Genomic DNA, 23,802 nt, shown 5'->3' on the forward strand with positions numbered 1-23,802 from the left:
CATAACAAGAGCAATTAATCTGAGAGAACAGGAGAGAGAGCATAATGAAATGGCATGGAAGAAGCTGGGGAACGTTGGGAGACAGCATCACGGCAGCTAATGGTTACCAGCCGCTGGTAAGTACAGTCTTAGGGTTTGATGCTGTGCATAATTATGGGCGCAGCGGTTGCCCCATGGCGGCAGGCGGAGATACGGATGAAGGGGCGACCGTGAATGTCGGACGCGGGATTCACCCGGTGCCGGACTGTGTTACCATCTTTGCCGGTACGAATGATTACCGGTTGAACAAGCCGCTCGGCGACCGGGACAGTAAGAACCTGCTAACCTTCATCGGTGCCTATGTGACGCTGATTGAACATATCCTGTCGGAGAACCCTGCTGCCCGCTTGAATTTATGGACCCCGCTGCAGCGCGATAAGGACGGATATGACACTGAACGTCCCAATAAGGCGGGGCATCGTCTGGACGATTATGCGAACGCGGTGCGGGACCTGGGCCGGCACTATGCGCTGCCTGTATTGGATTTATACGCGGAGAGCGGATTGAACAAGCTGACGCTTTCGTTTTTCACAGAGGACGGTCTACATCCGAATTTGCAGGGGCATAAACGAATCGCCTCGATGGCTGTTGCTTTTTTGGAGAGGCTGTAAACAGCTATTGATACACTTGATCCGTTGACATTGAGTGCGGGGTCTATAAAGATCCCCATTAGGAATTGATTGAAGAAGATGTCTTGAGGGAGGACTCCCTTCGAGGCATCTTCTTTTTTTGTGAAAATCCCCTGTCCGATCCCCCTGACAATAAAATGCGAGTCCCATAAAAAAGGTGAAAAGTACGCGAAAAAAAGGTGGGAGGCGCAAAATTATTGAGAATTTCGCATGGAAAGCATCTGTTGTATAGTAAGCTCCAACTCGATCAAACCAAAGTCGATCAGCAGAAAGGATGACGCCGATGCAAACCGAGGCAAGGCGGGCAGGCGCTTCGCTCCCCGTCAAACGGCGAAATGGCATGGCCGGCTTGAAGCGGCAGTGGCCTTTGTATCTTCTTATGCTTTTGCCGATGACGTTCTTTATCGTTTTTAAGTACATTCCTATGGCAGGCGTCGTGGTTGCTTTTAAGGACTACAACATTTTTCAGGGGATCTGGGCCAGCGAGTGGGTGGGCTGGGACGTGTTTCGGGAGATTTTTGGGATGCCGCAGTTTTATAAGGCGCTGCGCAACACCTTGATGCTGAATGTTTTCGCCTTGCTGACCTTCCCGATACCGATCATCCTGGCGATCATGCTGAATGAGCTGCGCGTCAGATGGTACAAACGGCTAAGCCAAACCCTGCTGTATTTACCCCACTTTATTTCCTGGGTGATCGTCGGCGGGATGGTCATCCAATTGTTGGCCACCAATACAGGCAGCGTAAATGAATTTATCAAAAGCCTCGGCGGTCGACCGATTCCGTTCCTCGAAGACACGGTACTTTGGATTCTTACCTACACGGGAGCCGGGGTATGGCACTATGCGGGCTGGGGAACGATCCTCTACTTGGCAGCGCTTACTAGCATCAATAAGGAGCTGTATGAAGCTGCCGAGGTGGATGGGGCTAGCCGGCTGCGACGTATCTGGCATATCACGCTGCCCGGGATCAAGCCAACGATTGTGGTGCTGTTTATTATTCAGATCGGCCATATGGCGAATATCAGCTTCGAGCAGCCATATGCCCTGCAGAACGGTTACGTCATGGATGTTGCTCAGGTGATCAGCACCTATGTGTACACGGTTGGGATTCAATCGGCGCAATTTGCGCTGGCGACCGCCGTTGGATTGTTCCAGTCGGTCATTGGGCTGATTCTGTTGCTCACGGCCGAACTCATTTCTAGAAAAGTAAACCAGCAAGGCATCTTCTAGCCAAGGAGGGAGCTCGCGTGATCCGGAATCCGGTTGATAAAGTGATCGATACCGTCGTCATCGTGCTCATCGGCTTGTTTGCATTGTTTTGCGTCGTGCCGATGATCCATATTTTTGCCTTATCCTTCAGCGGCAACCGGGCCATTATGTCGGGGGAAGTATTCCTATGGCCGGTTGACTGGAACTTCCACTCGTATTCCGCGGTATTCGAAGACAGCTCCATGATGCGTTCCCTGGCGCTGACGGTGATTCTGGTCGTCGTCTATACCGCGGTCGCTTTGGTGATGACCATTATGTCCGCGTATGCGTTAAGCCGACGAAACTTTACGGGCCGAAACGTGATGTTTGGCTTGATCGTCGTCACGATGTTTTTTAACCCCGGGATCATTCCCAACTATCTGCTCATCAAAGAGTTGGGCTTGCTTGATTCACCGCTATCACTCATTTTGCCCCTGATGGTCAATGCGTTCCTGCTGATCATTATGAGGACTTCCTTCTCAGGCGTTCCTAATGAGCTGGAGGACTCGGCCTGGATAGACGGCTGCGGCCATTTCCGGTTTCTGCTGCGGGTTGTGCTCCCGCTTCAGTTGCCAATCCTCGCGACCATTGGGCTGTATTCGGCCGTGGATCGCTGGAACATGTTTCAAGACGCTTTGTTTTACATCAACGATAAAAATCTGTACCCGCTTCAGCTCAAGCTTTATCAGATGGTCATCAACAGCCAGGTGAACGATGCCACGGCACAAGAAGGTTTTAACGCGGCGACTCCGATTCCTCAAAGCATTCAGTCCGCCAGCATCATGTTTGCCACCGTGCCGATTCTGCTGGTATATCCCTGGCTGCAGAAGTATTTCATCTCCGGCATGCTGCAGGGGGCTGTCAAAGGGTAGCCGGGCAGGAGGCAGTTTGCTTTTTCGATAGCTGCTCTTCGGCGGGCCATCGATTCAGACGGCTACGCCGAAGTTCACTATATACAAACACTAAATGAAAAGGGAGGCATCATCATGCGCAAACCAATTCGCTCTTCGATGTTCGCTCTAGTGGCGTTGGTTATGGCGGCCAGCTTGGCGTTGGCGGGCTGCGGCGGCGGAGGGAACAGCGGCCAATCCAGCGGAGAGGGGAACAGCGGCGGGAATACCGCGGCAACGAATAATACGAAGGAATCCGAACCTAAGGGAGAACGAATTACATTAAAGGTAGAGCTGTTCGACCGGAACAATACACCGGCGGGACAGCCGCCCATTACGGATAATTTCATGACCCAGTTTATTCAGAAAAATTTCGGCGACCCCAACAACATCGACGTTGAATTCGTGACGGTACCACGCGCTGAAGAGGTGGATAAGCTGAACGTCCTGATGGCCTCCGGTTCCGCTCCGGACATTGTATTCACGTATAACAAGCCCACCGTACAAAACTATGTAAAAAGCGGAGGCTTAACCGACCTGGGACCCCTCCTCGACCAATACGGACCTAATCTCAAGAAAGTGCTGGAGCCTTCCCTTCCCTACGGCGTATTTGATGGGAAGCAATACACCCTTCCTGCGCTGCGCGTGATTCAAGCCCAAACCACCACCTTCATCCGCAAGGATTGGCTGGATCAACTTAATCTTCCGCTGCCGCAAACAACGGAGGAGTTCGTGGATGCCATGCGTGCCTTTAAGGAGAAGGATCCCGGCAAAACGGGAGGCAAGGTGATCCCTTACAGCTATATCGATGTATTTCATATGATGCCATTGGTTAATTCCTTCTGGAAATGGGACGAAATTACGGATAAGGCTCTCTACTCGGTGCCCCGCTGGCTGCAGCCGGGAAGCAAGGACGGCTACCGGTTGTTGAACCAGATGTACAACGAAGGCTTGATCGACCCGGATTTTGCACTCAGCGATGATTTTAGCCAGGTATTTCCCCAGCAGGTTGTGAACAGCGTTGCCGGGGCAGGCACGCCGAATACCAATGAACCGGTATATAACGGTTACTACGCCAACCTGAAGGCGAATAATCCGGATGCCGTGCTGGAGGCGATCGATCCGTTCTCCACGCCTGACGGGAAGCATCCGAAGCCGATATATGAACCGACCGGCGCTTACCTGATGATCCCGGCATCGAGCAAGAACGCGGAGGCCGCCATCAAATACTTGAACTGGATGGCCGACCCGAGCAATATTTTGGTGCTCCAAAACGGAGAGGAAGGCGTATCGTACGAAATGAGTGAAGACGGGCTGCCGTTGCTGCTGAATACACCGGAGGCTCAGAATCTGCTGTACAACTACTACGATTACTGCATTATCCTGAACGGTAAATACATTTCAACGGAGGATCCGAACAAGAACATTGCAGCCAATGCCTTCGACCCGGACTTCAAGGATTTCACGGTCAAGAGCATTCAAGTCGGAACCAACGAGGGGTATACCCTGCCTCGCGTGGATATTGCGGTGGACGCCGAGATCAAATACGCCAAGATCCTGGAGGATTTCGAAAAAGAAATGCTGGCCAAGATCGTCACGGCTAAACCGGATCAATTCGACAAGGTCTATGACCAGAAGGTCGAGGAATATATGGCGATGGGCGGCAAGGCCGTCATGGAAGGGAAACAGGCCGCCTACGACGAGTTTTATAAGCAGTAACAGGAGGGAAGCCGATTGATACATGTAGCGGTGATTGGTGCCGGGGCGATATCCCCGGCCCATATTCAAGCGTATTTGCAGTTTCCGGAGCAGTGCCAGATCGTAGCGATCTGCGATATTTACCCGGAGAAGGCGCGGCAAAAAGCAGAGCAATTTCAACTGGATGCAGAGATTTATGCTGACTATACGGAATTGCTCCAGCGCAGTGACATCGATCTGGTATCGGTGTGCACGCCGCCGTATACCCATGCGGAGACGGCGATCGCTTTTTTGAACGCAGGGAAGCACGTGATCGTGGAGAAGCCGATGGCTTCCTCGCTGGAGGAATGCGATCGAATGAATGAAGCGGCCGAGCGCAGCGGGAAGCGATTATCCGTCGTGGCGCAAAACCGATTTACGACCCCGATGATGAAGCTAAAGCGGGTGTTAGTCACGAAGCTGATGGGGCCGATCGTGCATACGCAAGTGGACTCTTACTGGTGGAGAGGACATTGTTACTATGATTTGTGGTGGCGAGGAACCTGGGAGAAGGAGGGCGGAGGCTGCACGCTTAACCATGCGGTGCACCATATTGATATCTTTCAATGGATGAACGGCATGCCGGCTGAGATCACGGCGGTGATGAGCAACACCTCTCATGACAATGCCGAGGTGGAGGACATCTCCATCGCCATCGCCCGATACGACAACGGGGCGTTGGCCCAGCTCACCAGTTCGGTTGTGCATCACGGCCAGGAGCAGCAGTTGATCTTCCAGGGCAAGCATGCCCGCGTGTCGGCGCCATGGAAAGTGGCGGCTTCCGTTTCGAAGTCCAACGGATTCCCTGAGCAGGATGTTGCGCTGGAAGCTAAGATTCAGCAGGTCTACGACGAGCAGCCCGAGCTTCCGTATGAAGGCCATCGCGGCCAAATCCAGGACGTGTTGAACGCGATCGAGCAGGGCACGCCCGTACTGGTGGATGGTGTCCAAGGCAGACGAACGTTGGAGCTGATTACGGCGATTTATCAGTCGTCCAGCACCGGGTTGCCGGTGAAGCTGCCGCTGGGGCCGGAGAGTCCTTTTTATACACGGCAAGGGATTTTGCAGAATGCTACGTACTTCTACGAGAAGAAGACCAGCATCGAGAACTTCAGCGAGAATACGATCACCTCAGGCGGCAACAGCTAATTCATGAGAGGGGCAGACGCCATGACGGAGACAATGGATGGCATGAATTACGCGCCAAAAGGAAAACCCCAACCGGTAGTTCGCGAAGGCGAGTTTCTCTTCGCGGCGATCGGTTTGGACCATGGGCATATCTACGGGATGTGCAACGGGTTAATCGAGGCGGGGGCGGAGTTGGCTGCGGTATATGATCCCGATCCAGAGAAGGTAAAGCGATTTATCGAGGCCTTCCCGCAAGCGAAGGCGGCCGCGTCCGAGGAGGAGATCCTGGGGGACCCGCGGATCAAGCTGATCGCCGGGGCCTGCATTCCTTCCGAGCGATGCGCGTTAGGGCTTCGGGCGATGGAGCACGGCAAGCATTATTTTGCGGATAAACCGGCCTTTACCACGTTGGAGCAGGTTGATCGGGCGCGCCGGGCAACGGACGAGACCGGTCTCAAATGGGGGATTTATTACGGGGAACGGCTGCATGTGGAGAGTGCCGTGTTTGCCGGACAGTTAATCGAGGAAGGGGCGATCGGCCGGGTCGTTCAAGTGATCGGCACGGGGCCGCATCGCGCTAACCCCCAATCCCGGCCGGAATGGTTCTTTGACCCCGACTGTTACGGCGGGATCTTATGTGATATCGGATCCCATCAGATCGAGCAATTCCTGCACTATGCCGGCGCTAAGGACGCGAAGGTCCTGCACAGCAAAGTCACCAACTACAAGTTCAAGGACTACCCCCGATTCGAGGACTTTGGTGATGCCACGCTGGTGGCGGACAACGGGGCAACCTTCTATTTCCGGGTGGATTGGCTGACTCCAGACGGACTGGGTACCTGGGGAGATGGCCGTACCCTTATTCTGGGGACGGAAGGTTATATCGAAATCCGCAAGTACATCGATATCGCCCGGGAAACGTCTGGCAATCATCTGTATTTGGTGAATCAGGAAGGCGAATTCCATTATGATTGCTCCGGGAAAGTAGGGTACCCCTATTTCGGTGCATTCCTCTTGGATATCCTGAACGGAACTGAAAATGCGATGACGCAGGAGCATGCCTTTAAAGCGGCGGCTTTATGCATCGAGGCACAGGTACAAGCGATCCGAATCGAACCGGCCTGATACGGATTCGGCCAGCTAATCGCAAAGCCCGCAAACGATGGGTTTGCGGGCTTTGGCTTGGTCAAACATGCCGTGTTACTTATCGAGCATGTCCATCGAGACATCGGCAATTTGGTGCAGCTTTGTTTTATCGGTAGAAGTGCGTCGGAGGACCCGGATCCCAATCATCGTCGTATGCAAACTAGCCGCAAGGAGGCGGGGATCGATGTCAGCCGAAATTTCTCCCGCTTGCTGCCCTTTTTGGAGGAGCTCTACGAGTAGTTGCTCTTCCTTGTTAAAGCCCTCGCTCGTTAATTCGCTCACAACCGGGTCCCGATAAGCTAACTCGGTCGCCGAGTTCACAAAGAAGCAGCCGATCGGCCGCTCGCCGTTGGTTTCAATCAGATAATCAAAGATTAGACGGATGGATTCTTTCGCCGTACGACCGCGCTGGGCTTCGGCTTTGATGGTGGCATCCGTAATTTTCGCATATTGCTCCATCGTCTTGATAAAGAGCGTGTGCTTGTCGCCAAACGTGTCGTACAAGCTTCGGCGATGAACCCCCATATGCTCTACCAGATCTTGAAGCGAAGTCTTCTCATACCCTTGTTCCCAGAAAAGATGCATTGCCTTAAGGAGGACTTCTCTTTCATCAAATTCCTTGCTTCGCGCCATAACCTGTCACCCTTTCAGCCTCATTTTAGCATAGGAGAACAAACGGTAAAAGAAAGATGCACCGTTCCTAACAGATATTTAACAGCTGATCCAAATCTATGGGCGGTGGGCGGTTAAATACCTTGCTGTCCGGCCCCTTTTCATGATTATCCCTTATGATCAGGTGGCCTGGTTTGGGATAGACATCGCCCGCAAAAACCGCTAAAAAAAAGACCTATTCGGCGTGAACCGAAAAGGTCTTTTTCACTTAGCTCAGCTTGGAAAGGTCTTCTTTGGTGAATGGCTGCAGCTCATCCAGGCGGCCGTCGCGGATCTTGGCCGCCCAAGCCGGGTCGGTCAACAGCGCGCGACCGACGGCAACGAGGTCGAACTCGCCGCGTTCCAGGCGCTCAACCAGTTGCTCAATGCCTGTCGTTTCTCCTCCTTGGCCCGAAGCGAACAAGCTGGTGAACTCGGAGTTCAAACCAACAGACCCCACGGTAATCGTAGGTTTACCGGTCAGCTTGCGCGTCCAGCCAGCCAGGTTCAACTCCGAACCCTCGAACTCCGGCTCCCAGAAGCGACGAGTGGAGGCATGGAAAATATTAACGCCTGCGGCACTCAGCGGAGCCAGGAAGCGTTCCAATTCCTCAGGGGTAGCGGCAAGCTTGGCGTTGTAGTGGCCATCCTTCCACTGCGAATAACGGAAGATGATCGGGAAATCCGGGCCAACCGCAGCACGGATCGCTTCAATAACTTCTACAGCAAACCGAGTGCGCCCGACAAGATCACCGCCGTACTCATCGGTCCGCTTATTCGTGACCTCCCAGAAAAACTGGTCAATCAAATAGCCATGCGCACCATGAATTTCAACGGCATCAAAGCCGAGACGTTTCGCATCTGCGGCAGATTGAGCATATGCCTGAACCAGTTCCCGGATCTCCTGCTTTGTCAGCGGTTCGGAGACTTGCTTGCCGGATAAGTTGAGGCCGGACGGACCGATGGGATCGGCGTTCGATTCGGGGAAAGTCTCCCGTTGCCGGGCCGTACCGGTATGCCAGATTTGCGGCGCGATTTTACCACCAGCTTCATGCACTTCATTGACGACCTTCTGCCATCCTGCCAACGCCTCTTCCCCGTAGAAATGCGGTACGTTTGGACTTGCAGCGGCAGCGGGGTGGTTAATAACCGTGCCCTCGGTAATAATCAGTCCAACACCATTTTCCGCTCTGCGGCGGTAATATCCGGCTACATCGGGGCCGGGGATGCCGTTGGGCGAAAAGGCGCGGGTCATGGGTGCCATAACCACCCGATTGGCAAGCTTCAGCCCGCCGCCTTCAAAAGGTTTAAACAAGACGTCTGCCGTTTTGGCTATGGACATAGGAATCTCTCCTCTTCGTAGTTATTCAACCTCAATACATATATCTAAATATATAGATTAACTTATAAATAGGCAAGAGGAATTGAAAAATTTCCCTAATTATTTTCTCGTTTTCAGCTTGGCGGCAAACTGCTCCAAGAAAGCGTCGATCCCGGTATCATTTAACCGGTAATACGTATATTGCCCGTAACGGCGGGATTCTAACAGTCCGCTTTTTTGCATGGTGGATAAATAAGAAGAGATGACGGATTGTGCCAATCCGGATTTTTCCTGAATCGAGCCGACGCATACGCTGCCCGGAAACTCTTGTTTGATCACCTCTGGCAGATCGTATTCCAGTTTCTCCGGTTCCCTTAGCCAGCATAGAATGTTCAGCCGAGTCTCGTTCGAAAGGGCCTTAAGCACGGCCAGCATGTCTTGATCTTTCATCGATTGCCCCTCCGTTTGGGTTGATTTGTTCCCAGTATATCAAAAACTTCACGGATCGAGAAAGAGGAGATAGGCCAAAGCCAAGCGCTTCTTGGAAATCCTCCGGAACTCGATTATAATGATCATGTATTCTTGAACAAGTATAAGGAGGGTTAGGGAAAATGGTGCATTACATTAGACTGCGTTATTCCGCTTTGAACAAGTAATTTCATATGTTCAAAGGCTCTGTTCGCCAGAACAGGGTAAACGGGATCAGTCTGCCCATTTTCATAACTCTTCATCGGATATTGTGAATAGATGATTGAAGAAAGGCGGCCCTGCTGCCTTTCTTTTTTTGCGCCCTCTAGGCCTGATTTGCGCTGGTTAGACCGGGCTTCTATGATCATGGGCTTTTCTTCCCTTTGCTCTGTAAGGCGCAGGAAAGGAAGGGAAAGCATGAATCAACCACTTAGCAGCGCAGAACGCGCGAAGTTATATATTTCCGTTTTGAAATGTCCGGTCTGTGGAGGGAGATTTGACGGGACTAACCCGCCAAACTTAACCTGTCCCGAGGGACACGCCTTTGATCGAGCGAAACAAGGTTATTTCAACTTGACGACTCGTCCGGTCCAGGGGCATTACGATAAAGAGCTATTTACCGCAAGGCGGAACATGATTACGGACAGCCGATTATATGCCTCATTACACGAGACAATCGCTAAAATAATCGCAAACCGAGGAACGGTTCGTGAGGGAGAACGTGCATCTGGTGGCCTAGTTGTCGACATGGGCTGCGGAGAGGGCTCGCATTTGCGGGGGATTTTGCGCGAGTTGGGTCCGTCGGATTGGCTTGGACTTGGGATCGATTTGTCCAAAGAAGGCATCCGAATGGCTTCGCGTCATTATGCGGACGGACTATGGGTGGTTTCGGATTTGGCCCATGCGCCGCTGCAGGACGAATCGGCTCAAGTGCTCCTCAACCTGCTGTCCCCCGCCAATTATCAAGAGTTTAAGCGAATTCTGTCCCCGGAAGGAATTCTTATTAAAGTTGTTCCGGGTGCAGATTACTTAGGGGAGCTGCGGGAGCTGCTGCATGGCGACAGCAATAAAAGGGATTATTCCAATGCGAAAATCGTAGCGTTGTTCCGCCGGCATTTTTCCAAAGTGGAAGTGATGCATCTGAAATACCAGCAGCGGCTGGGCGCTGATGAACTCCGTGATTTGGTGCGCATGAGCCCGCTCGCCTGGTCTGCGGAGCAAGCGAAGGTCGAGGCATTTACGAGTCAGGGCAGCGCGGAGATCACCATAGACTTGGCTCTGCTGCTGGGCCGGCACCCCCAGCTTGGCTAGACGGCGGGTCAGCATTACGCTATCATTTACTAGACTAAAGATCTTGGAACGGATGGGAGCAGGAATGATGATCGGGACATTGGTGAACACCGCGGCCATTTTGGCGGGCAGCGTGCTAGGCAGCATCTTCAAAAAAGGGCTGAAGGAAAAATATCAGACCGCGCTGTTTACCGCGATTGGTTTAGCCGCAACGCTGTTGGGGATTAACGCCGCGGTGACGCATATGAAGGATAGTTCTTTTCCCGTGCTGTTTATTATCAGCTTAGCGGCGGGGAGCCTGATCGGGACGGCGCTGGATATCGATGGAGGTTTCCAAAAGCTGGTGGGGCGTTTCTCAACCTCGAATTTGGGCCAAGGGTTATCCACGGGGATCCTGCTGTTTTGTATCGGCACGTTGTCGATCCTGGGACCGATCGAAAGTGCTATCCACGGCAACCACACCTACCTTTACATGAATGCTACCTTGGATCTCGTGACTTCGATGGTGCTGGCATCCACTTACGGCATCGGCATTGCGTTAACCGCGGTCGTGCTATTTCTGTGGCAGGGGGCGATCTATATGAGCGCCGACTATTTGGCGCCGTTTCTGACGGCCCCGTTGCTGACCGAGATTTCGATCGTTGGCGGCGTGCTGATTGCCAGCTCGGGGTTATCGATTCTGAAGATCATTGATGCGAAGACCTTAAACATGCTCCCGGCGCTATTGGTACCGGTGATCTGGTTTTTGCTGAAGGGGTTATTTGGATTTTAAAGGCATAAAAAAGTCGATCAGGAGAGGTTCCTGATCGACTTTTTTTTACGATTTGCGAGGTGACGTAGAGGCCGCAGTAGATTCACGCTCAATGAAATGGGTGGGCAGTAAAATTTCCTGATAAGCCTCGTCGGGGTTGTCGATCCGCCACAGCAACTGCTCGAAGGCTTTGTGCGCGAACAAAGCCAGATCGACCTCCATAGTGGTGATTTTGGGTGAGGCCATTTGCGAATAATGGCTATTATCAAAGCCGCATACGGAGATCTCGTCAGGGATCTTGTATCCCAGCCCCCGCAGCGCTGAGCTGACGTAGTACGCAAATCCATCATTTAGGCAAAACCAGGCGCTGGGCTGTTCCTCTACACGATTCATCGTTTCAGTGATGATCCCCTCTTCCTCCACCGTATGCACGAGTATACGTCCTTCCCTAGGTTCGATGCCGTGCTCCCGCAAGGCGAGCATATACCCCTCCCAACGTTCCTGATAGCTTGGAGAAATCGCAACATTTCCCAAGATGCCGATATCCCGATGCCCGAGATCCAGCAGATGCTTCACGGCGATATAGGCACTAAATCGGTTATTGGTCAGTACCGCGTCTGCTTGAAGCAGGGGATGATGATGGTCAATCAGGACGGTTGGAATGCCCCGTGCAATTACATTGCTGATATAAGCCGTGCTGATATGCGATAGAATCAGGAGGCCGTCGACCTGGTTATCCTTAATAAAAGAAGGCAGGATCAGTTGCTCTTTCATCTCGGGAGTGATGGACTGAATGAGCAGATTGATGCCATGATTCTTGGCTTCTCGCTCAACGGCGAGATAGATTTCTCCAAAAAACTTCATCGAAAAGGCAAAATCCGATGCAATGAGACCAATCGTTTTCACTGAGCCTTGGCGGCTTGCAGACGGCTTCTTCGCGTAACGGTAGCCCATGGCTTCCGCGGTCTCGAGAATCAGGCGCCGGGTTTCTTCGCTGACCCCGTCTTTACCGGATAACGCCTGGGAGACGGAGTTCTTAGATAGATTTAAGCGGTCGGCGATATCCTGCATAACGACTTTTTTACTCATCTTCTTATCTCCTCTGAGTGTACCGCTCTCTGATTTGTAACGTTACAAAAATAAATATACACGAATTTTATTGCATTGTAAATAATTAGCGGTATATGGCTGTTAAATACGCTTAAAAAGAAATGAATCACATCTTGACAGCGCTAACAATTGGATGGATAATTAAACATGTAATCTAAATTGTAACGTTACAAAATGGTGTTTATTCTATTTTGTAATTCTATCAAGTAGGGGGTCATTCATTTGAAAAAGCAATTTTCTATGGCCATGATCTTGGTCCTTGCGGTTTCCCTGCTGTTGTCGGCCTGCTCCGGCAATAACGGCGGAGGCGCCAGCCAAGGCGGACAGAATGAGAAGGATGGACAAAGCGCCGAACCGGCCAGAAAGGTCGAAGTCAAGCTGACGACATGGGCCGGCGCGGATGAAGCCAAGGAGCTTCAGCAGCTCCTCGACGAGTTGAACAAGAAATCGACAACCTATACGATCGTGCAGGATTCCAATCCTGCCGAATACGATACGCGGTTGATTACGCAGCTGACTGGGGATTCGGGACCGGATTTGTTCTGGATCAGCGCACAGCGCGCGGCGCAGTTCTCGGCAGAAGGCGCGATGCTGGACATTACGGATCGGTTGGCATCTTCCGACAAACCGGCGGCGAATACGGAGGACTATTACGAGGCGTCACTTCAGCCGTTCACCCATGACGGGAAGGTTTACGGGTTGCCTTGGCTGCAGCAACCGGTCATGCTCTACGCGAATAAAGGATTGTTTGATGAAGCGGGGTTAGCCTATCCGGACGAAACCTGGACCTGGGAGCAGTTCACCGACGCGATGACAAAGCTGACCAAGGACAAGAACGGTAAGCATCCCGGCGAAGAGGGATTTGACGAGAAGTCGGTAGTTCAATGGGGCTTTACGCTAAACGGCTGGCCGCCATCCCAAATGTTCGTTTGGCAAAACGGCGGGGACGTTCTCACCGAAGACGGCCAATCGCCGATCGATTCGCCGGAAGCCACAGAAGCGCTGAACTTCTACGCCGACCTGGTAAAGGGACCGCTGACGCCTTCGCAGCAAATCGTGCGGGACCGCGGGTTTGACAAGATGTTTCGCGACGGGCAAGTAGCGATGTTCATGGGCGGGGCTGCCGATGATCTGGATTCCACGATTGAAAACGTGCAAGCCTTTATGGTTCCTGCCGGACCAACCGGAATCCACGCCACGTTTGGTGATATTCTTGGTATGGGCATCAACGCTAAGACGAAAAAGGCCGATGCCGCTTTTGAAGCCTTGGTTGATCTGAGCGATGCGATCCATCACTGGAAGATCATGCCGCCGCGCAAATCGCTGGCAGATCTGGCTACATTACAGGAGCTTCATCCGAAAAAGTCGCACTCCCTGGAGGCGATCATCGCATCGATGCAATATGCCCGACCTTACCGCTATTCCGAGAAGTATCCGGAATGGGATAACCTTTACTGGACGCAACTTATGGACCCGATCATCAATGCGGGTACGGATCCGGCGAAGCTGATTCCGGAAGTCAAACCGTTGCTGGAGAATGCGATTAAATAATGAAGGCTAGTGATGGAGAAGGACGGGGAGGCGCCAGCCTCCTTCCTTTTCTTCATCCAGCCACTGGTCCAACCTGTGCAGAAAGGAGGAAACCGCATGGAAAGCCATCTCGCAACCTTTGTCCGATGGTTGCTGGTGCCTGTCATTCTGCTTGCTATTGCGAGCGTGCTATACTTCGTTGCCTCCAAGCTGGGGTGGAAAAAGAAGCAGGCGATCGGCTTGGCGCTCGTTTCCCCGTGGATTGTAGGTTTCCTGATTTTTACCATCTATCCTTTGTTCGATTCCTTATACTTGAGCTTTACCGAGTCCTCGATCTTCGGCAGAACGGAATGGGTAGGATTCGGCAACTATATCAAGCTATTTACGAACGATATCGAGTTCTGGCCTTCCATCCGGATCACCTTGCTTTACGCAGCCTTATCGCTGCCGATCGGCGTGATTGGAGCTTTGCTGGTGGCCATGCTGCTGAATAATAAAATCAAGGGGATCGGCACGTACCGGACGATCTATTTCCTCCCGGCGGTGATGCCTGAGGTAGCGGTGGCGCTGCTGTGGAGATGGATGTTTAACAGCGAGTCGGGCATCATCAACTATGTTTTATCGCCGGCGCTGTCGCTGTTTGGGATCGACAAACCGAATTGGTTCGGCGATCCGCATTATGTTATTGGCGCGTTTGTCATCATGAGCTTATGGGGGATATTTGGAACGAATACAGTCGTATTCCTGGCCGGCTTACAAGGCGTTCCAAGTTCCTTGTACGAAGCGGCTGAAATCGATGGAGCCGGCCGCTTCGCCAAGTTCCGGCATATCACGATTCCGCAAATTTCACCGGTCATTCTGTTACAGGTCATCATGGGGATGATCGGAGCTCTGCAAATTTTTACGATTGCGATGTTCGTCCGTCCAACCTCGGCCGCCGGCAAATTCATGAACCAGTTGGTGTACGAACGCGGATTCACGCAGTTGCATATGGGCGAGGCGTCGGCGATCGCCTGGGTGTTGTTTATCATCATCCTGGTGTTGACGCTGCTTGTATTCCGTTCTAGCCCGGCGTGGGTTCACTACGAATCGGAACGGCGCTAATAGGAGGTGTCACATATGGAAAATGCTTCTTCGGCCAGTCCTCAAGCTCTCGCCGGCAGAACGTTAAAACGGTTGAACAAAGCCATCATTTACGTGATCGTCATATTTTTAGCCGCCGTCATCCTTGTGCCGTTCTTCTGGATGGTGTCGACGGCTCTGCAGACGGATGGAGATATCTTCGCTTGGCCGCCGCAATGGATTCCGAGTCCGCCGCAATGGAATAACTTCGTCGAGGCGTGGACAGCCATGCCGTTTAACCGCTACTTGTTTAATACCCTATTTATCGTGGTACTGGGCATTATTGCGGAGCTGGCCAGCGCCACGGTTGTTGCCTATGGGTTTGCCCGGTTTCGCTTTCCCGGGAGCGGCCTGATCTTCCTGGTCTTGTTGGCCACGATGATGCTGCCGTTCCACGTTACGCTGATTCCAACGTTCCTGATCTGGCAGAAGTTCGGACTGGTCGGACAGTTTGATCCGCTTGTTCTGCGAGCCTGGACGGCCTGGGGACCGTTTTATATATTCCTGCTGCGTCAGTTTTTCATGACCTTGCCGCGGGAATTGGATGACGCGGCTGAAATCGATGGCTCGAACTTCTTTCAGACGTTTGTCTATATCATGTTACCGCAAGTGAAACCGGCGTTGCTGGCCGTGGCGATCTTCGCTTTCCGGGGGTATTGGAACGACTTCCTGGGTCCGCTGATTTACCTGTCGGATATGAAGCTGTATACCCTCAACGTTGGGATGTACTTCTTTATGGGAGGCGTGAACGAAGCCCCGCAGTGGAATTACCTGATGGCGATGTCCACGCTGGTGGCGCTCCCGGTCATCCTGCTGTTTTTTATGGCCCAGCGCTATTTCATCGAAGGGATTACGTTTACGGGCATCAAAGACTAATCAGTCCGAACTTTGGATAGGAGGAACTACTAGATGACGATGTTGCAGAAAATAGAGATCGAACGCGCCGTGAACAATCCGTTAATTACACCGAAGGACGTTAAGCCATCTTTCCCGGACTGGGAGGTGCTCGGCGTATTTAACGCTGGCGTAGCCGAATACCAAGGGGAAGTGATCCTGCTGCTGCGGGTGGCGGAATGCCCTCGCCAGAACGATCCACGCCATGTGCTAGTTCCGGTGCTAGACGTGAAGGTACCAAATTCAGTTTCGGAGCCGGCCGTACAAATCGAGAAGGTCGACAAGGACGACCCGAATCTCGACTTCTCCGATCCCCGGGTCATTCGGGATCGGGAGGGAGGGACCGTCTATTTAACCACGATTTCCCATTTCCGGGTGGCGCGCAGTCAGGACGGACTCACATTTACAGTCGAGGAGAAGCCAAGCATCTGGCCGACCGACCCGCTCGAGCGCTGGGGAATTGAAGATCCGCGGATCACCCGATTGGGGGATCGTTATCATATTGCTTATAGTGCGGTTTCGGAGAAGGGCGTGGCCGTCGGTCGATTGACGACTGCCGACTTCGCTTCGTTCCGCCGGGAAGGGTTGATTCTAGCCCCGACCAATAAAGATGTCGCATTATTTCCTGCGGAGATTGACGGGAAATATTATATGCTTCACCGCCCTGTGCCGGAGGGTATTGGCCAGCCGGAAATCTGGCTGGCGGAATCGCCGGACCTGGAGCACTGGGGAAATCATCGCTTCCTGATGGGGCTGCGCGAAGGCAAATGGGACGGGGCCCGTATCGGCGCCGGCTGCGTGCCGATTCAAACCGAGGCCGGTTGGCTGATTCTGTATCATGGCGCGGACCGGTCGCATCGCTATTGCATGGGGGCCGCTCTGCTGGACCTGCAGGATCCGGGGCGCATCCTCGCCCGCATGGAGGAGCCGCTCATCGTGCCAGAAGCCGAATATGAGACGAGCGGATTTTTCCACAGTGTGATCTTTGCCTGCGGAGCGGTCTTAAGAGGAGAGCAAGTGATGATGTATTACGGGGCGTCGGACGACTCGATAGCCTGCGCGAGTTTCCGCCTCCCGCAGCTGTTGGAAGCCTTGAAGCCAATCGCCTAACGGAAGGGAGATCACGATGGCAGAATTGCAGAATAACGGCGTCCTGTCGTGCGAGAAGCTGGTAGAAAACTATCGCAGCAAGCCAAAATCAAACAAAGCCAGCGAAGCCGTCAAGCTGGTGTTTGAGGGTGTGGGTGAGCGGGATGTTTATAATATTTCAGCTCCCTTCGAGGATGACGGAGAACCGGTAATTGCCGGTCGTGTCGAGCGCCGGGACAGTGAGGAATCGGAAATTTGGTTTTTCGTCCACCGGGGCGACCGTTGGGTGCGCCGTGAGAAGGCGCCGGTGTTTGCGCTGCAGGACCCGTTCTTCACAAGAATTGGCGGAGAGCTGGTGTTTGGCGGAGTTCAGACGTTTCCTCATCCGCAAAGAGTAGGGGATCTCAACTGGCGAACGGTGTTCTATAAGGGGACGAGTTTAAACGGGTTAACGCCGTTTTTTCAAGGCCCGGATCAAATGAAGGATTTGCGGCTCGTTGAATTGTCCGACGGCAGTGTGGGGATTTTCACTCGCCCCCAGGGGGGTAAAGGCGGCCGGGGGAAAATCGGGTTCGCCCAAGTCAGTCGGCTTGAGGAGCTTTCAATCGAGGCTGTGCAGGAAGCGCCACTGCTGGATCAATTCCTGGACGAGGAATGGGGCGGTTGCAACGAAATCCACCTGTTGGCCAACGGGAAGCTGGGTGTACTGGGTCATATCGCCCGTTTCGATGCTCAGGGCGATCGCCATTATTATCCGATGGCCTTCGGTTACGATCCGGCGACCGGTCAATACTCCGATATGGAGATTATCGCTGAGCGCTCCGATTTTCTGCCGGGCCCGTCCAAGCGGCCGGATCTTGCCGACGTCGTGTTCAGCGGCGGGCTTGTCCGCCAAGGCGGCGGCAAAGCCAAGCTGTATGCGGGTATCAGCGATGCCGAAGCGCAGGTTTTGAACATTGATGATCCATTTGCGAAGCTTGAGGATTGATGGATTCAAAGCCCCTCTCAGAGATGAGAGGGGCTTTGGTTTTCCCGTTGAAAAATCCGGAATTGTCGACTACACTAGCGGTAGTCTCTTCTACTTTCTTGTACATCTACGCTATTACGAACATAGAATACTCATATACGTGATTTCACTTTATTTGCGGTAAGCGGAGAGGTGGGGCAGCGATGGGAGTTTGGATCGTATTGGCAATCGGATGGATTGCGGGATGGATATTGTTTCGCAGGGTTGTGCTTCCCGAACGAGTAACGCCTTCTCCCCGAGGCGAGAAGGTGTCGGTGATCATTCCGGCGAGGAACGAAGCGGGCAATCTGCCGCAGCTGCTGGGTTCACTGCAGGAGCAAACCTATCCACCCTATGAGATTATCGTGGTGGACGATTTTTCCGAGGATGAGACCTATGAGGTTGCTGCGAGTTACGGGGTTAAAGTGATTCGGAATGAAGCCCTGCCTCCCGGCTGGACGGGGAAAACGTGGGCGGTTTGGAACGGATACCAGCAATCAAACGGCGATGTGATCGCCTTCCTGGATGCCGACATCCGCTTGGCCCCCCGGGCACTGGAGTCGCTGCTGCAGGCCCGGGCCAAAGCGGGCGGCGTCGTGTCGGCGGTGCCTTTTCATGTCACGGAGAAGTTCTATGAACGCCTGGCGTTGATTACCAACGTCCTGGGCGTATTCGCATTTACATCGCCGTTTGAGCAAAACAGCCCGCACAAGGGGTTATACGGCTCCTGCATCGTGACGACGCGCCGCGATTACGAGGCGGTCCAAGGGCATGACAGCATCCGTTCGGAGCTGCTGGACGATTTGAACCTTGGCGCCAAGTTCCGGGCGGCGGGGATCCCCGTTAGCAATTTCCTCGGCAGCGGCCTCGTCTCCTTCCGCATGTATCCGAACGGGATTCGCAGCGAGCTGGAGGGGTTCGGCAAAGGCGCGGTGCTGAGCACGGCCAAGCTGCGACCGGCAACCACGCTATTCGTGGCCGCCTGGCTGATCGGGCTGATCGTCTCCGAAGGGGCGCTGTTCCTTTGGGGCACGCCTTGGGCCTATCCGCTCCTGCTTGGTTATTTGGCATTTGCGGCGCAGCTTTATTTTCTCGTGCGATATGTCGGGAAATTCGGTAAATTCATGCCCTTGCTTCACGTGGTGTCTACGCTATTCTTTCTGCTGGTGCTGCTATACTCGGCCTATCAGGTGGCGTTCCGCGGATCGGTCACCTGGAAAGGCCGGGATGTGCAGGTAGGAAGCAGGGGAGACCGATGATTCTATGGCTGGCGGTTGCGGAGTTTCTCTGCGGGGCGTTGATGTTTTCCTATTGGCTGGGCAAGTTGGCCCGGAAAGATTTGAAACGCGTCGGGGACGGCAATCCGGGGGCATTTAATTTGTGGCGCGCCGCCGGTTACCGCTGGGGGCTGGCAGGCATCGCATTGGATTTCCTGAAGGGATATGTGCCGCTGGCAATTTTGATCGAATCGGGAACGCTGGGACGGGATTACGGGATGACGATCGTCGCCGCCGCGCCGATTCTGGGCCACGCCTTTTCGCCTTTCCTGAAATTCAAGGGAGGTAAGGCCATTGCGGTAACTTTCGGCGTTTGGAGCGCGTTAACCCGATTTGAGGCGGCTTTGGTTTATGCGGTAATCTTAGCGGCATTACTCGCCGGATTTACCTTTTATAAGAAGGGGAAATACGCGTCTCGGGAGGCCGACGGCTTTCAGGTCGTGATTGGCATGGTGTTGTTATCGATTTACCTTCTGGCTGCCGGCGATCCTCCCGCCATATGGGGCGTGTGGCTGGTGAACCTGATGGTCTTGGCGTATGCCAATCGGCAGGCGATTCGAGTCTTCCTGACGGGAAAGAGTGGTAAGCTCCCCCGTTCCGGCGATGGCGTTACGTTGTGATTGTGAAGTGAATGGAAATTAATTAGAAATTAGGGTATATATTGGATAAAACATAGAAAACCTAGTAGCAACTTGATACGGAAGGAGCAAAGCTGTATGGATGCTACTCTTGGAGCGGATGAAGTTGTCCGCCGCATCAAACGGTTGCAGAGTGAAGGCGTTTCGCTTAGCAAGAAGCAGGTTAAGCAGAACGATCCGGAGTTGATGCGCAACGCTTTGTTTTATTTTCCCAGCTGGGAACATGCCGTAAAGAACGCGGAAGTATTGTAAGAAACACCCCATAAACCAATTCGGGTTGGCCAAGAGGAGGCCGTCGACCGGGTTGGTTTTCTTTTTTTGCTGTTTATTTTCCGGACAAGGGCCGATATGATGGAGATGTGAAATCGTGTAAGCGATTTAATTTCATTCATGAGGAAGCCTGGGACCGATGAAAAAATACATTCCCTTCACCTACAAAATGCTGGTTCCCTATCTGCTGCTGGTTCTGCTAACGGACGCGATCATCGGCTATGTCTCGTATACGATGCTGATTCAGTCCCGGACAGAGATGGCCGAAACCAACATCCGCACCGGCATGGAGCAGGCCCGGAACAATATCCGCTATCAGATGGACGAAGTCCAGCGCATGTCAGACACCCTATTCAGCGACCTGGCGTTTCAGCGGGCACTGCAGGCCAAGGGTGAGCCCTATGACATTTATTTAGTGATGCTTGACGAGATCGTCCCGGAAATCACCGCGCCGCTCAAGCTGTTCGGCAACGATATCCGGCTGATGTTGTACACGCTGAACAGCGAGCTGAACATCGTGTCGGGCGATAATTTGGAAGAGCCGATCATGGACAGCGATTATTACATCCTGCCGTTCGAAGACATTAAGGACAGCGCCTGGTATAAGGAGTTCAAGGATTCGGAACGGGACAACATCTGGCTGCAGATCGATACCGACCAGCGGCTCGGAAATATTTCGCACATCCGCCGTCTGGTGTCGTACAGCGGCAACATGACCGTGATCGGGTACGTCCGCATTACCGCTTCCCTGGACGATTTATTCGGCGACTTCTCCACCTTCCCCGTTGAACAAGGAATTACGGTGCGCCTGATTGACACGGCTTCGGACGGTGCCTTGCTCTATCAGCGGGGCAACGCCGAAATGGGGGCCCAGCATGACGACTATTTGAGCTTGCATGAACCGATTCCCGGCTCTGATTTCGTCATTGAAGCGCTGGTTCCTGAAGCGTACCTGACCAAGGATGCCGGGAGGCTGCAGCGTGTAATTTTTACCGTATGCGGGATCAGCTTCATCGGCATGGCGTTTATCGGCTACATCGTGGCCCGATTGTCCGGCCGCAAGATGAAACGGATCGTCTGGCTCGTCCGCTCGTTTCAGGAAGGGAACTTCCAGAAGCGGATTCGCTTCTCGGGCAACGACGAATTTGTGCATATCGCCGATGCCTTTAACGTGATGGCCGCGAATATTCAGGGGCTGATCAATAGCGTGTATGTGCAGGGGATCCAGAAGAAACAAGCGGAGCTGGAGGCGCTTCAGGCGCAGATCAACCCGCATTTCTTATACAATACGCTGTCGACGATCAGCAGCCTGGCCAACCTCGGCGAAACGGCTAAGGTGACGGATATGGTCCAGGGGTTATCGCGGTTTTACCGATTGACCCTGAATCAAGGCAACGTATTTACGCCGCTAGAGAACGAGCTGATGCAGGTGGAGACTTACCTGGACATCCAGCGGGTGAAGTACGCCGGCGCTTTTTCCGTCTACATGGATGTGGATCCCGAGCTGCTGCAGGTGCAGGTGATGAAGCTGATTTTACAGCCTTTTGTGGAAAATACATTTAAGCATGCCTGGTTTGGCGAATCGATTGCGATCGTTATTACCGGGAAACGGCAGGGCGATAACATGGAGTTGAAAGTGATCGATAACGGCATCGGAATGCGGTCGGAGACGGTGCAGCGGCTGCTGATCGGTCCAACCCCATCCGGCGGGTACGGGGTGAAGAACGTCAATGAGCGGATCAAGCTCCGCTACGGCGACAAGTACGGGATTCGCATCGCCAGCATTTACGGCGGCGGGACGACGGTCCAAATCGTCCTTCCGGCGAACCCCGGTGAGCTTCCGTCCCTGGAATAATCGGAGGATTCGGTGGATTCGAGAGATCCGATCGGTGATTTTGTATAGGTTTTCATTGCAAACCGCTATGTTCAGGGCAAAGAACGACAAGTATGCTCGAATTAAGGAGCAAAACTAACCAGAAGGAATGACGGCCATGAATATCAACGTATTACTTGTCGATGACGAGGCGGTCGATCTCGAGTGGCTGCGCCGCAGGGTGCTGGGAAGCGGGCTGAACCTCCGGGTGGCGGCGACCGCCAATAACGGCTTTAACGCGCTCAAAGCGATGGAGCAGGAGCGGATCGACCTGATCCTGTCCGATATCCGCATGCCGATTATGTCGGGAATCGAGTTTGCCCGCAAGGCCAAGGAGATTCATCCCAATGTAAAAATCGCGTTCATCAGCGGGCACGAGGATTTTGAGTACGCCAAAGAGGCGATTAAACTCAGCGCTTCGGCTTATTTGCTGAAGCCCGTGGAAGATCAGGAGCTATATAAAATGCTCGGCGAGCTGTGCGCCGCAATTGAACGGGAGCGGGATCAGGACCGTACGTTTACGGAGGCGCTTACGCTCGTGAACGAGGAGTTGCTGCTGCGCTGGCTAAACGAGATCTCTCCGGAGCAGGTGGAGGGGCATATCCGCGGCTTTTTACAGGCGCTCTTCAAAACGGGAACGGCGGCGGCGCTCATCGAGATCGACGACCTGGAGTGGAAGACCGGCGATATGCCGGAGGAGGAGCGGCGCAAGCAAATTCAGAAGGTGATGGCGTTCATTCGGCACTTTGCGGCGGAAATGAAGCTCGGTACGTTTATCGTCAGTCAACCGACGCGGTTTGTTCTGCTGGCGTCCGTACCGGAAACGGCGTTTCTAGAACTGCTGGAGGAGTTAATTCGGGCGGTGCGGGGCATCTCCCCGTTCTCCGTGACGGTGGGGGTCGGAGGCTTCGCGCGGGATGAAGAGGAGCTGCGGGCCTCTTATCGTCAAGCTCAGGCGGCGCTCAGCGCCAAGTGGCTGGTCGGGAAGGACCGGCTGATCCGCGAGAGCCGTGTACACCCGGGCGAGAGTCGGTTTGCCGGGGCCCGGACGGACGAGATCCTTGAACGGATGCTGAAGGCGATTTTGCAATATGACCTCGTCACGATCGACGACTGCTTGCTGGAGCTGTTCTACCAAGGTTCCCCGCTGGCGCAAAAAAACGATGTTTACGATTTAATCATCCGCATCACCACCCAACTGCATGCCGATCTGCGCGAAATTAACGAGAACCTGTACGAGCTGCTGAAATGGGATTCACACCAACCCGTGCTGCTGTTCCAATTCGAGACGATCCATGATATTACGTCCTGGCTGCGGAAGCGGTTCTTCGAATTGTCCGAGCTGTTGTACGTGAAGAAGCAGAAGCAGAAACGCAAGTTGATTCAGGAGATCATGGTGTATGTCGAAAACAATCTCGAGCAAAAAATGACGTTAAAGGATGTCGCCGCTCACTTCGATTTTACGCCAAACTATCTCGGCTATTTGTTTAAAGAAGAAACGGGCCGTCATTTCACCGACTTCCTAAACGAGCTCAAGACCAAACGCGTCTGCGAGCTGCTGACCGACCCTACGCTGAAAATCTACGAGATCGCCGAGCGGATGGGCTACAAGAACATTATTTACTTCAATCGGCAGTTCAAGCTGGCGACCGGGATGACGCCCGGGGAGTACCGGAAAACCCACAAAATCTGAA

The 23,802-nt window shown here is 53.3% G+C and carries 23 protein-coding genes; 18 read left to right on the forward strand and 5 right to left on the reverse strand.

Annotated elements, in window-relative coordinates; translation table 11 throughout:
• Positions 1–44 precede the first annotated feature (44 nt).
• From BN3277_RS02710 to BN3277_RS02735, 6 genes are all read left to right on the forward strand, one after another.
• Complete coding sequence (locus BN3277_RS02710) at positions 45–650, forward strand: SGNH/GDSL hydrolase family protein (protein ID WP_059040769.1); 606 nt, start codon at positions 45–47, stop codon at positions 648–650.
• A 301-nt stretch (positions 651–951) separates the two neighbouring features.
• Entirely contained in the window at positions 952–1,899 is a 948-nt protein-coding gene (locus tag BN3277_RS02715; protein WP_059040770.1) for an ABC transporter permease, read from the forward strand.
• Between the two features lie 17 nt (positions 1,900–1,916).
• Positions 1,917–2,789: a carbohydrate ABC transporter permease gene (locus tag BN3277_RS02720; RefSeq protein WP_059040771.1), complete on the forward strand. Its 873-nt coding sequence runs from the start codon at positions 1,917–1,919 to the stop codon at positions 2,787–2,789.
• 114 nt (positions 2,790–2,903) lie between these two features.
• Positions 2,904–4,526: an extracellular solute-binding protein gene (locus BN3277_RS02725; RefSeq protein WP_059040772.1), complete on the forward strand. Its 1,623-nt coding sequence runs from the start codon at positions 2,904–2,906 to the stop codon at positions 4,524–4,526.
• Between the two features lie 15 nt (positions 4,527–4,541).
• Positions 4,542–5,693: a Gfo/Idh/MocA family protein gene (locus BN3277_RS02730; RefSeq protein WP_059040773.1), complete on the forward strand. Its 1,152-nt coding sequence runs from the start codon at positions 4,542–4,544 to the stop codon at positions 5,691–5,693.
• Between the two features lie 21 nt (positions 5,694–5,714).
• The gene (locus BN3277_RS02735) at positions 5,715–6,797 is read left to right on the forward strand and encodes a Gfo/Idh/MocA family protein (RefSeq protein WP_059040774.1); all 1,083 of its coding nucleotides are present in this window, start codon (positions 5,715–5,717) and stop codon (positions 6,795–6,797) included.
• Between the two features lie 75 nt (positions 6,798–6,872).
• On the opposite strand, the gene BN3277_RS02740 is transcribed toward BN3277_RS02735, so the two are convergent.
• The 4 genes from BN3277_RS02740 to BN3277_RS25435 form a co-directional block, all read right to left on the reverse strand.
• Complete coding sequence (locus BN3277_RS02740) at positions 6,873–7,451, reverse strand: TetR/AcrR family transcriptional regulator (protein WP_059040775.1); 579 nt, start codon at positions 7,449–7,451, stop codon at positions 6,873–6,875.
• A gap of 247 nt (positions 7,452–7,698) precedes the next feature.
• Positions 7,699–8,811, reverse strand: a complete 1,113-nt coding sequence (locus tag BN3277_RS02745) for an NADH:flavin oxidoreductase (protein WP_059040776.1) — start codon at positions 8,809–8,811, stop codon at positions 7,699–7,701.
• A 99-nt stretch (positions 8,812–8,910) separates the two neighbouring features.
• Entirely contained in the window at positions 8,911–9,240 is a 330-nt protein-coding gene (locus BN3277_RS02750) for an ArsR/SmtB family transcription factor (protein WP_059040777.1), read from the reverse strand.
• A gap of 152 nt (positions 9,241–9,392) precedes the next feature.
• On the reverse strand, positions 9,393–9,626 hold the full coding sequence (locus tag BN3277_RS25435) for a hypothetical protein (RefSeq protein ID WP_157688673.1): 234 nt from the start codon (positions 9,624–9,626) through the stop codon (positions 9,393–9,395).
• Between the two features lie 49 nt (positions 9,627–9,675).
• On the opposite strand from BN3277_RS25435, the gene BN3277_RS24830 reads away from it, so the two are divergent.
• Both BN3277_RS24830 and BN3277_RS02765 read left to right on the forward strand, forming a co-directional pair.
• On the forward strand, positions 9,676–10,569 hold the full coding sequence (locus BN3277_RS24830; RefSeq protein ID WP_157688675.1) for a putative RNA methyltransferase: 894 nt from the start codon (positions 9,676–9,678) through the stop codon (positions 10,567–10,569).
• Between the two features lie 67 nt (positions 10,570–10,636).
• On the forward strand, positions 10,637–11,320 hold the full coding sequence (locus BN3277_RS02765) for a DUF554 domain-containing protein (RefSeq protein WP_059040780.1): 684 nt from the start codon (positions 10,637–10,639) through the stop codon (positions 11,318–11,320).
• 45 nt (positions 11,321–11,365) lie between these two features.
• Here BN3277_RS02765 and BN3277_RS02770 read toward each other — a convergent pair whose 3' ends face one another.
• Positions 11,366–12,388, reverse strand: coding sequence for a LacI family DNA-binding transcriptional regulator (locus BN3277_RS02770; protein ID WP_059040781.1), 1,023 nt, complete (start codon positions 12,386–12,388; stop codon positions 11,366–11,368).
• 243 nt (positions 12,389–12,631) lie between these two features.
• Between BN3277_RS02770 and BN3277_RS02775 the strand changes: the two genes are divergently transcribed.
• From BN3277_RS02775 to BN3277_RS02815, 10 genes are all read left to right on the forward strand, one after another.
• Positions 12,632–13,960, forward strand: a complete 1,329-nt coding sequence (locus BN3277_RS02775) for an ABC transporter substrate-binding protein (RefSeq protein ID WP_059040782.1) — start codon at positions 12,632–12,634, stop codon at positions 13,958–13,960.
• A 96-nt stretch (positions 13,961–14,056) separates the two neighbouring features.
• The gene (locus tag BN3277_RS02780; protein WP_059040783.1) at positions 14,057–15,043 is read left to right on the forward strand and encodes a carbohydrate ABC transporter permease; all 987 of its coding nucleotides are present in this window, start codon (positions 14,057–14,059) and stop codon (positions 15,041–15,043) included.
• 15 nt (positions 15,044–15,058) lie between these two features.
• Entirely contained in the window at positions 15,059–15,937 is an 879-nt protein-coding gene (locus BN3277_RS02785; RefSeq protein ID WP_059040784.1) for a carbohydrate ABC transporter permease, read from the forward strand.
• Between the two features lie 33 nt (positions 15,938–15,970).
• Entirely contained in the window at positions 15,971–17,065 is a 1,095-nt protein-coding gene (locus BN3277_RS02790) for a glycoside hydrolase family 130 protein (RefSeq protein WP_059040785.1), read from the forward strand.
• Between the two features lie 16 nt (positions 17,066–17,081).
• A complete protein-coding gene (locus BN3277_RS02795; RefSeq protein WP_059040786.1) occupies positions 17,082–18,032 on the forward strand; it encodes an MTP-1 family protein in 951 nt (316 codons plus the stop codon).
• Between the two features lie 182 nt (positions 18,033–18,214).
• Complete coding sequence (locus BN3277_RS02800; RefSeq protein ID WP_059040787.1) at positions 18,215–19,309, forward strand: glycosyltransferase; 1,095 nt, start codon at positions 18,215–18,217, stop codon at positions 19,307–19,309.
• Positions 19,306–19,947, forward strand: a complete 642-nt coding sequence (locus BN3277_RS02805; RefSeq protein ID WP_059040788.1) for a glycerol-3-phosphate acyltransferase — start codon at positions 19,306–19,308, stop codon at positions 19,945–19,947. Before BN3277_RS02800 ends, BN3277_RS02805 begins: the two co-directional genes overlap by 4 nt.
• Positions 19,948–20,043: 96 nt before the next feature.
• Positions 20,044–20,217 (forward strand): hypothetical protein, encoded by a 174-nt coding sequence (locus BN3277_RS25695; protein ID WP_178018730.1) that lies wholly within the window; start codon positions 20,044–20,046, stop codon positions 20,215–20,217.
• A 157-nt stretch (positions 20,218–20,374) separates the two neighbouring features.
• Positions 20,375–22,090 carry a sensor histidine kinase gene (locus tag BN3277_RS02810; RefSeq protein WP_059040789.1) on the forward strand — a complete coding sequence of 572 codons (1,716 nt, stop codon included), beginning with the start codon at positions 20,375–20,377 and terminating at the stop codon, positions 22,088–22,090.
• A 136-nt stretch (positions 22,091–22,226) separates the two neighbouring features.
• Entirely contained in the window at positions 22,227–23,801 is a 1,575-nt protein-coding gene (locus BN3277_RS02815) for a response regulator (protein ID WP_059040790.1), read from the forward strand.
• Position 23,802: the final 1 nt, after the last annotated feature.

It is taken from the genome of Paenibacillus rubinfantis (assembly GCF_001486505.1).
Classification (GTDB): Bacteria; Bacillota; Bacilli; order Paenibacillales; family Paenibacillaceae; genus Fontibacillus; species Fontibacillus rubinfantis.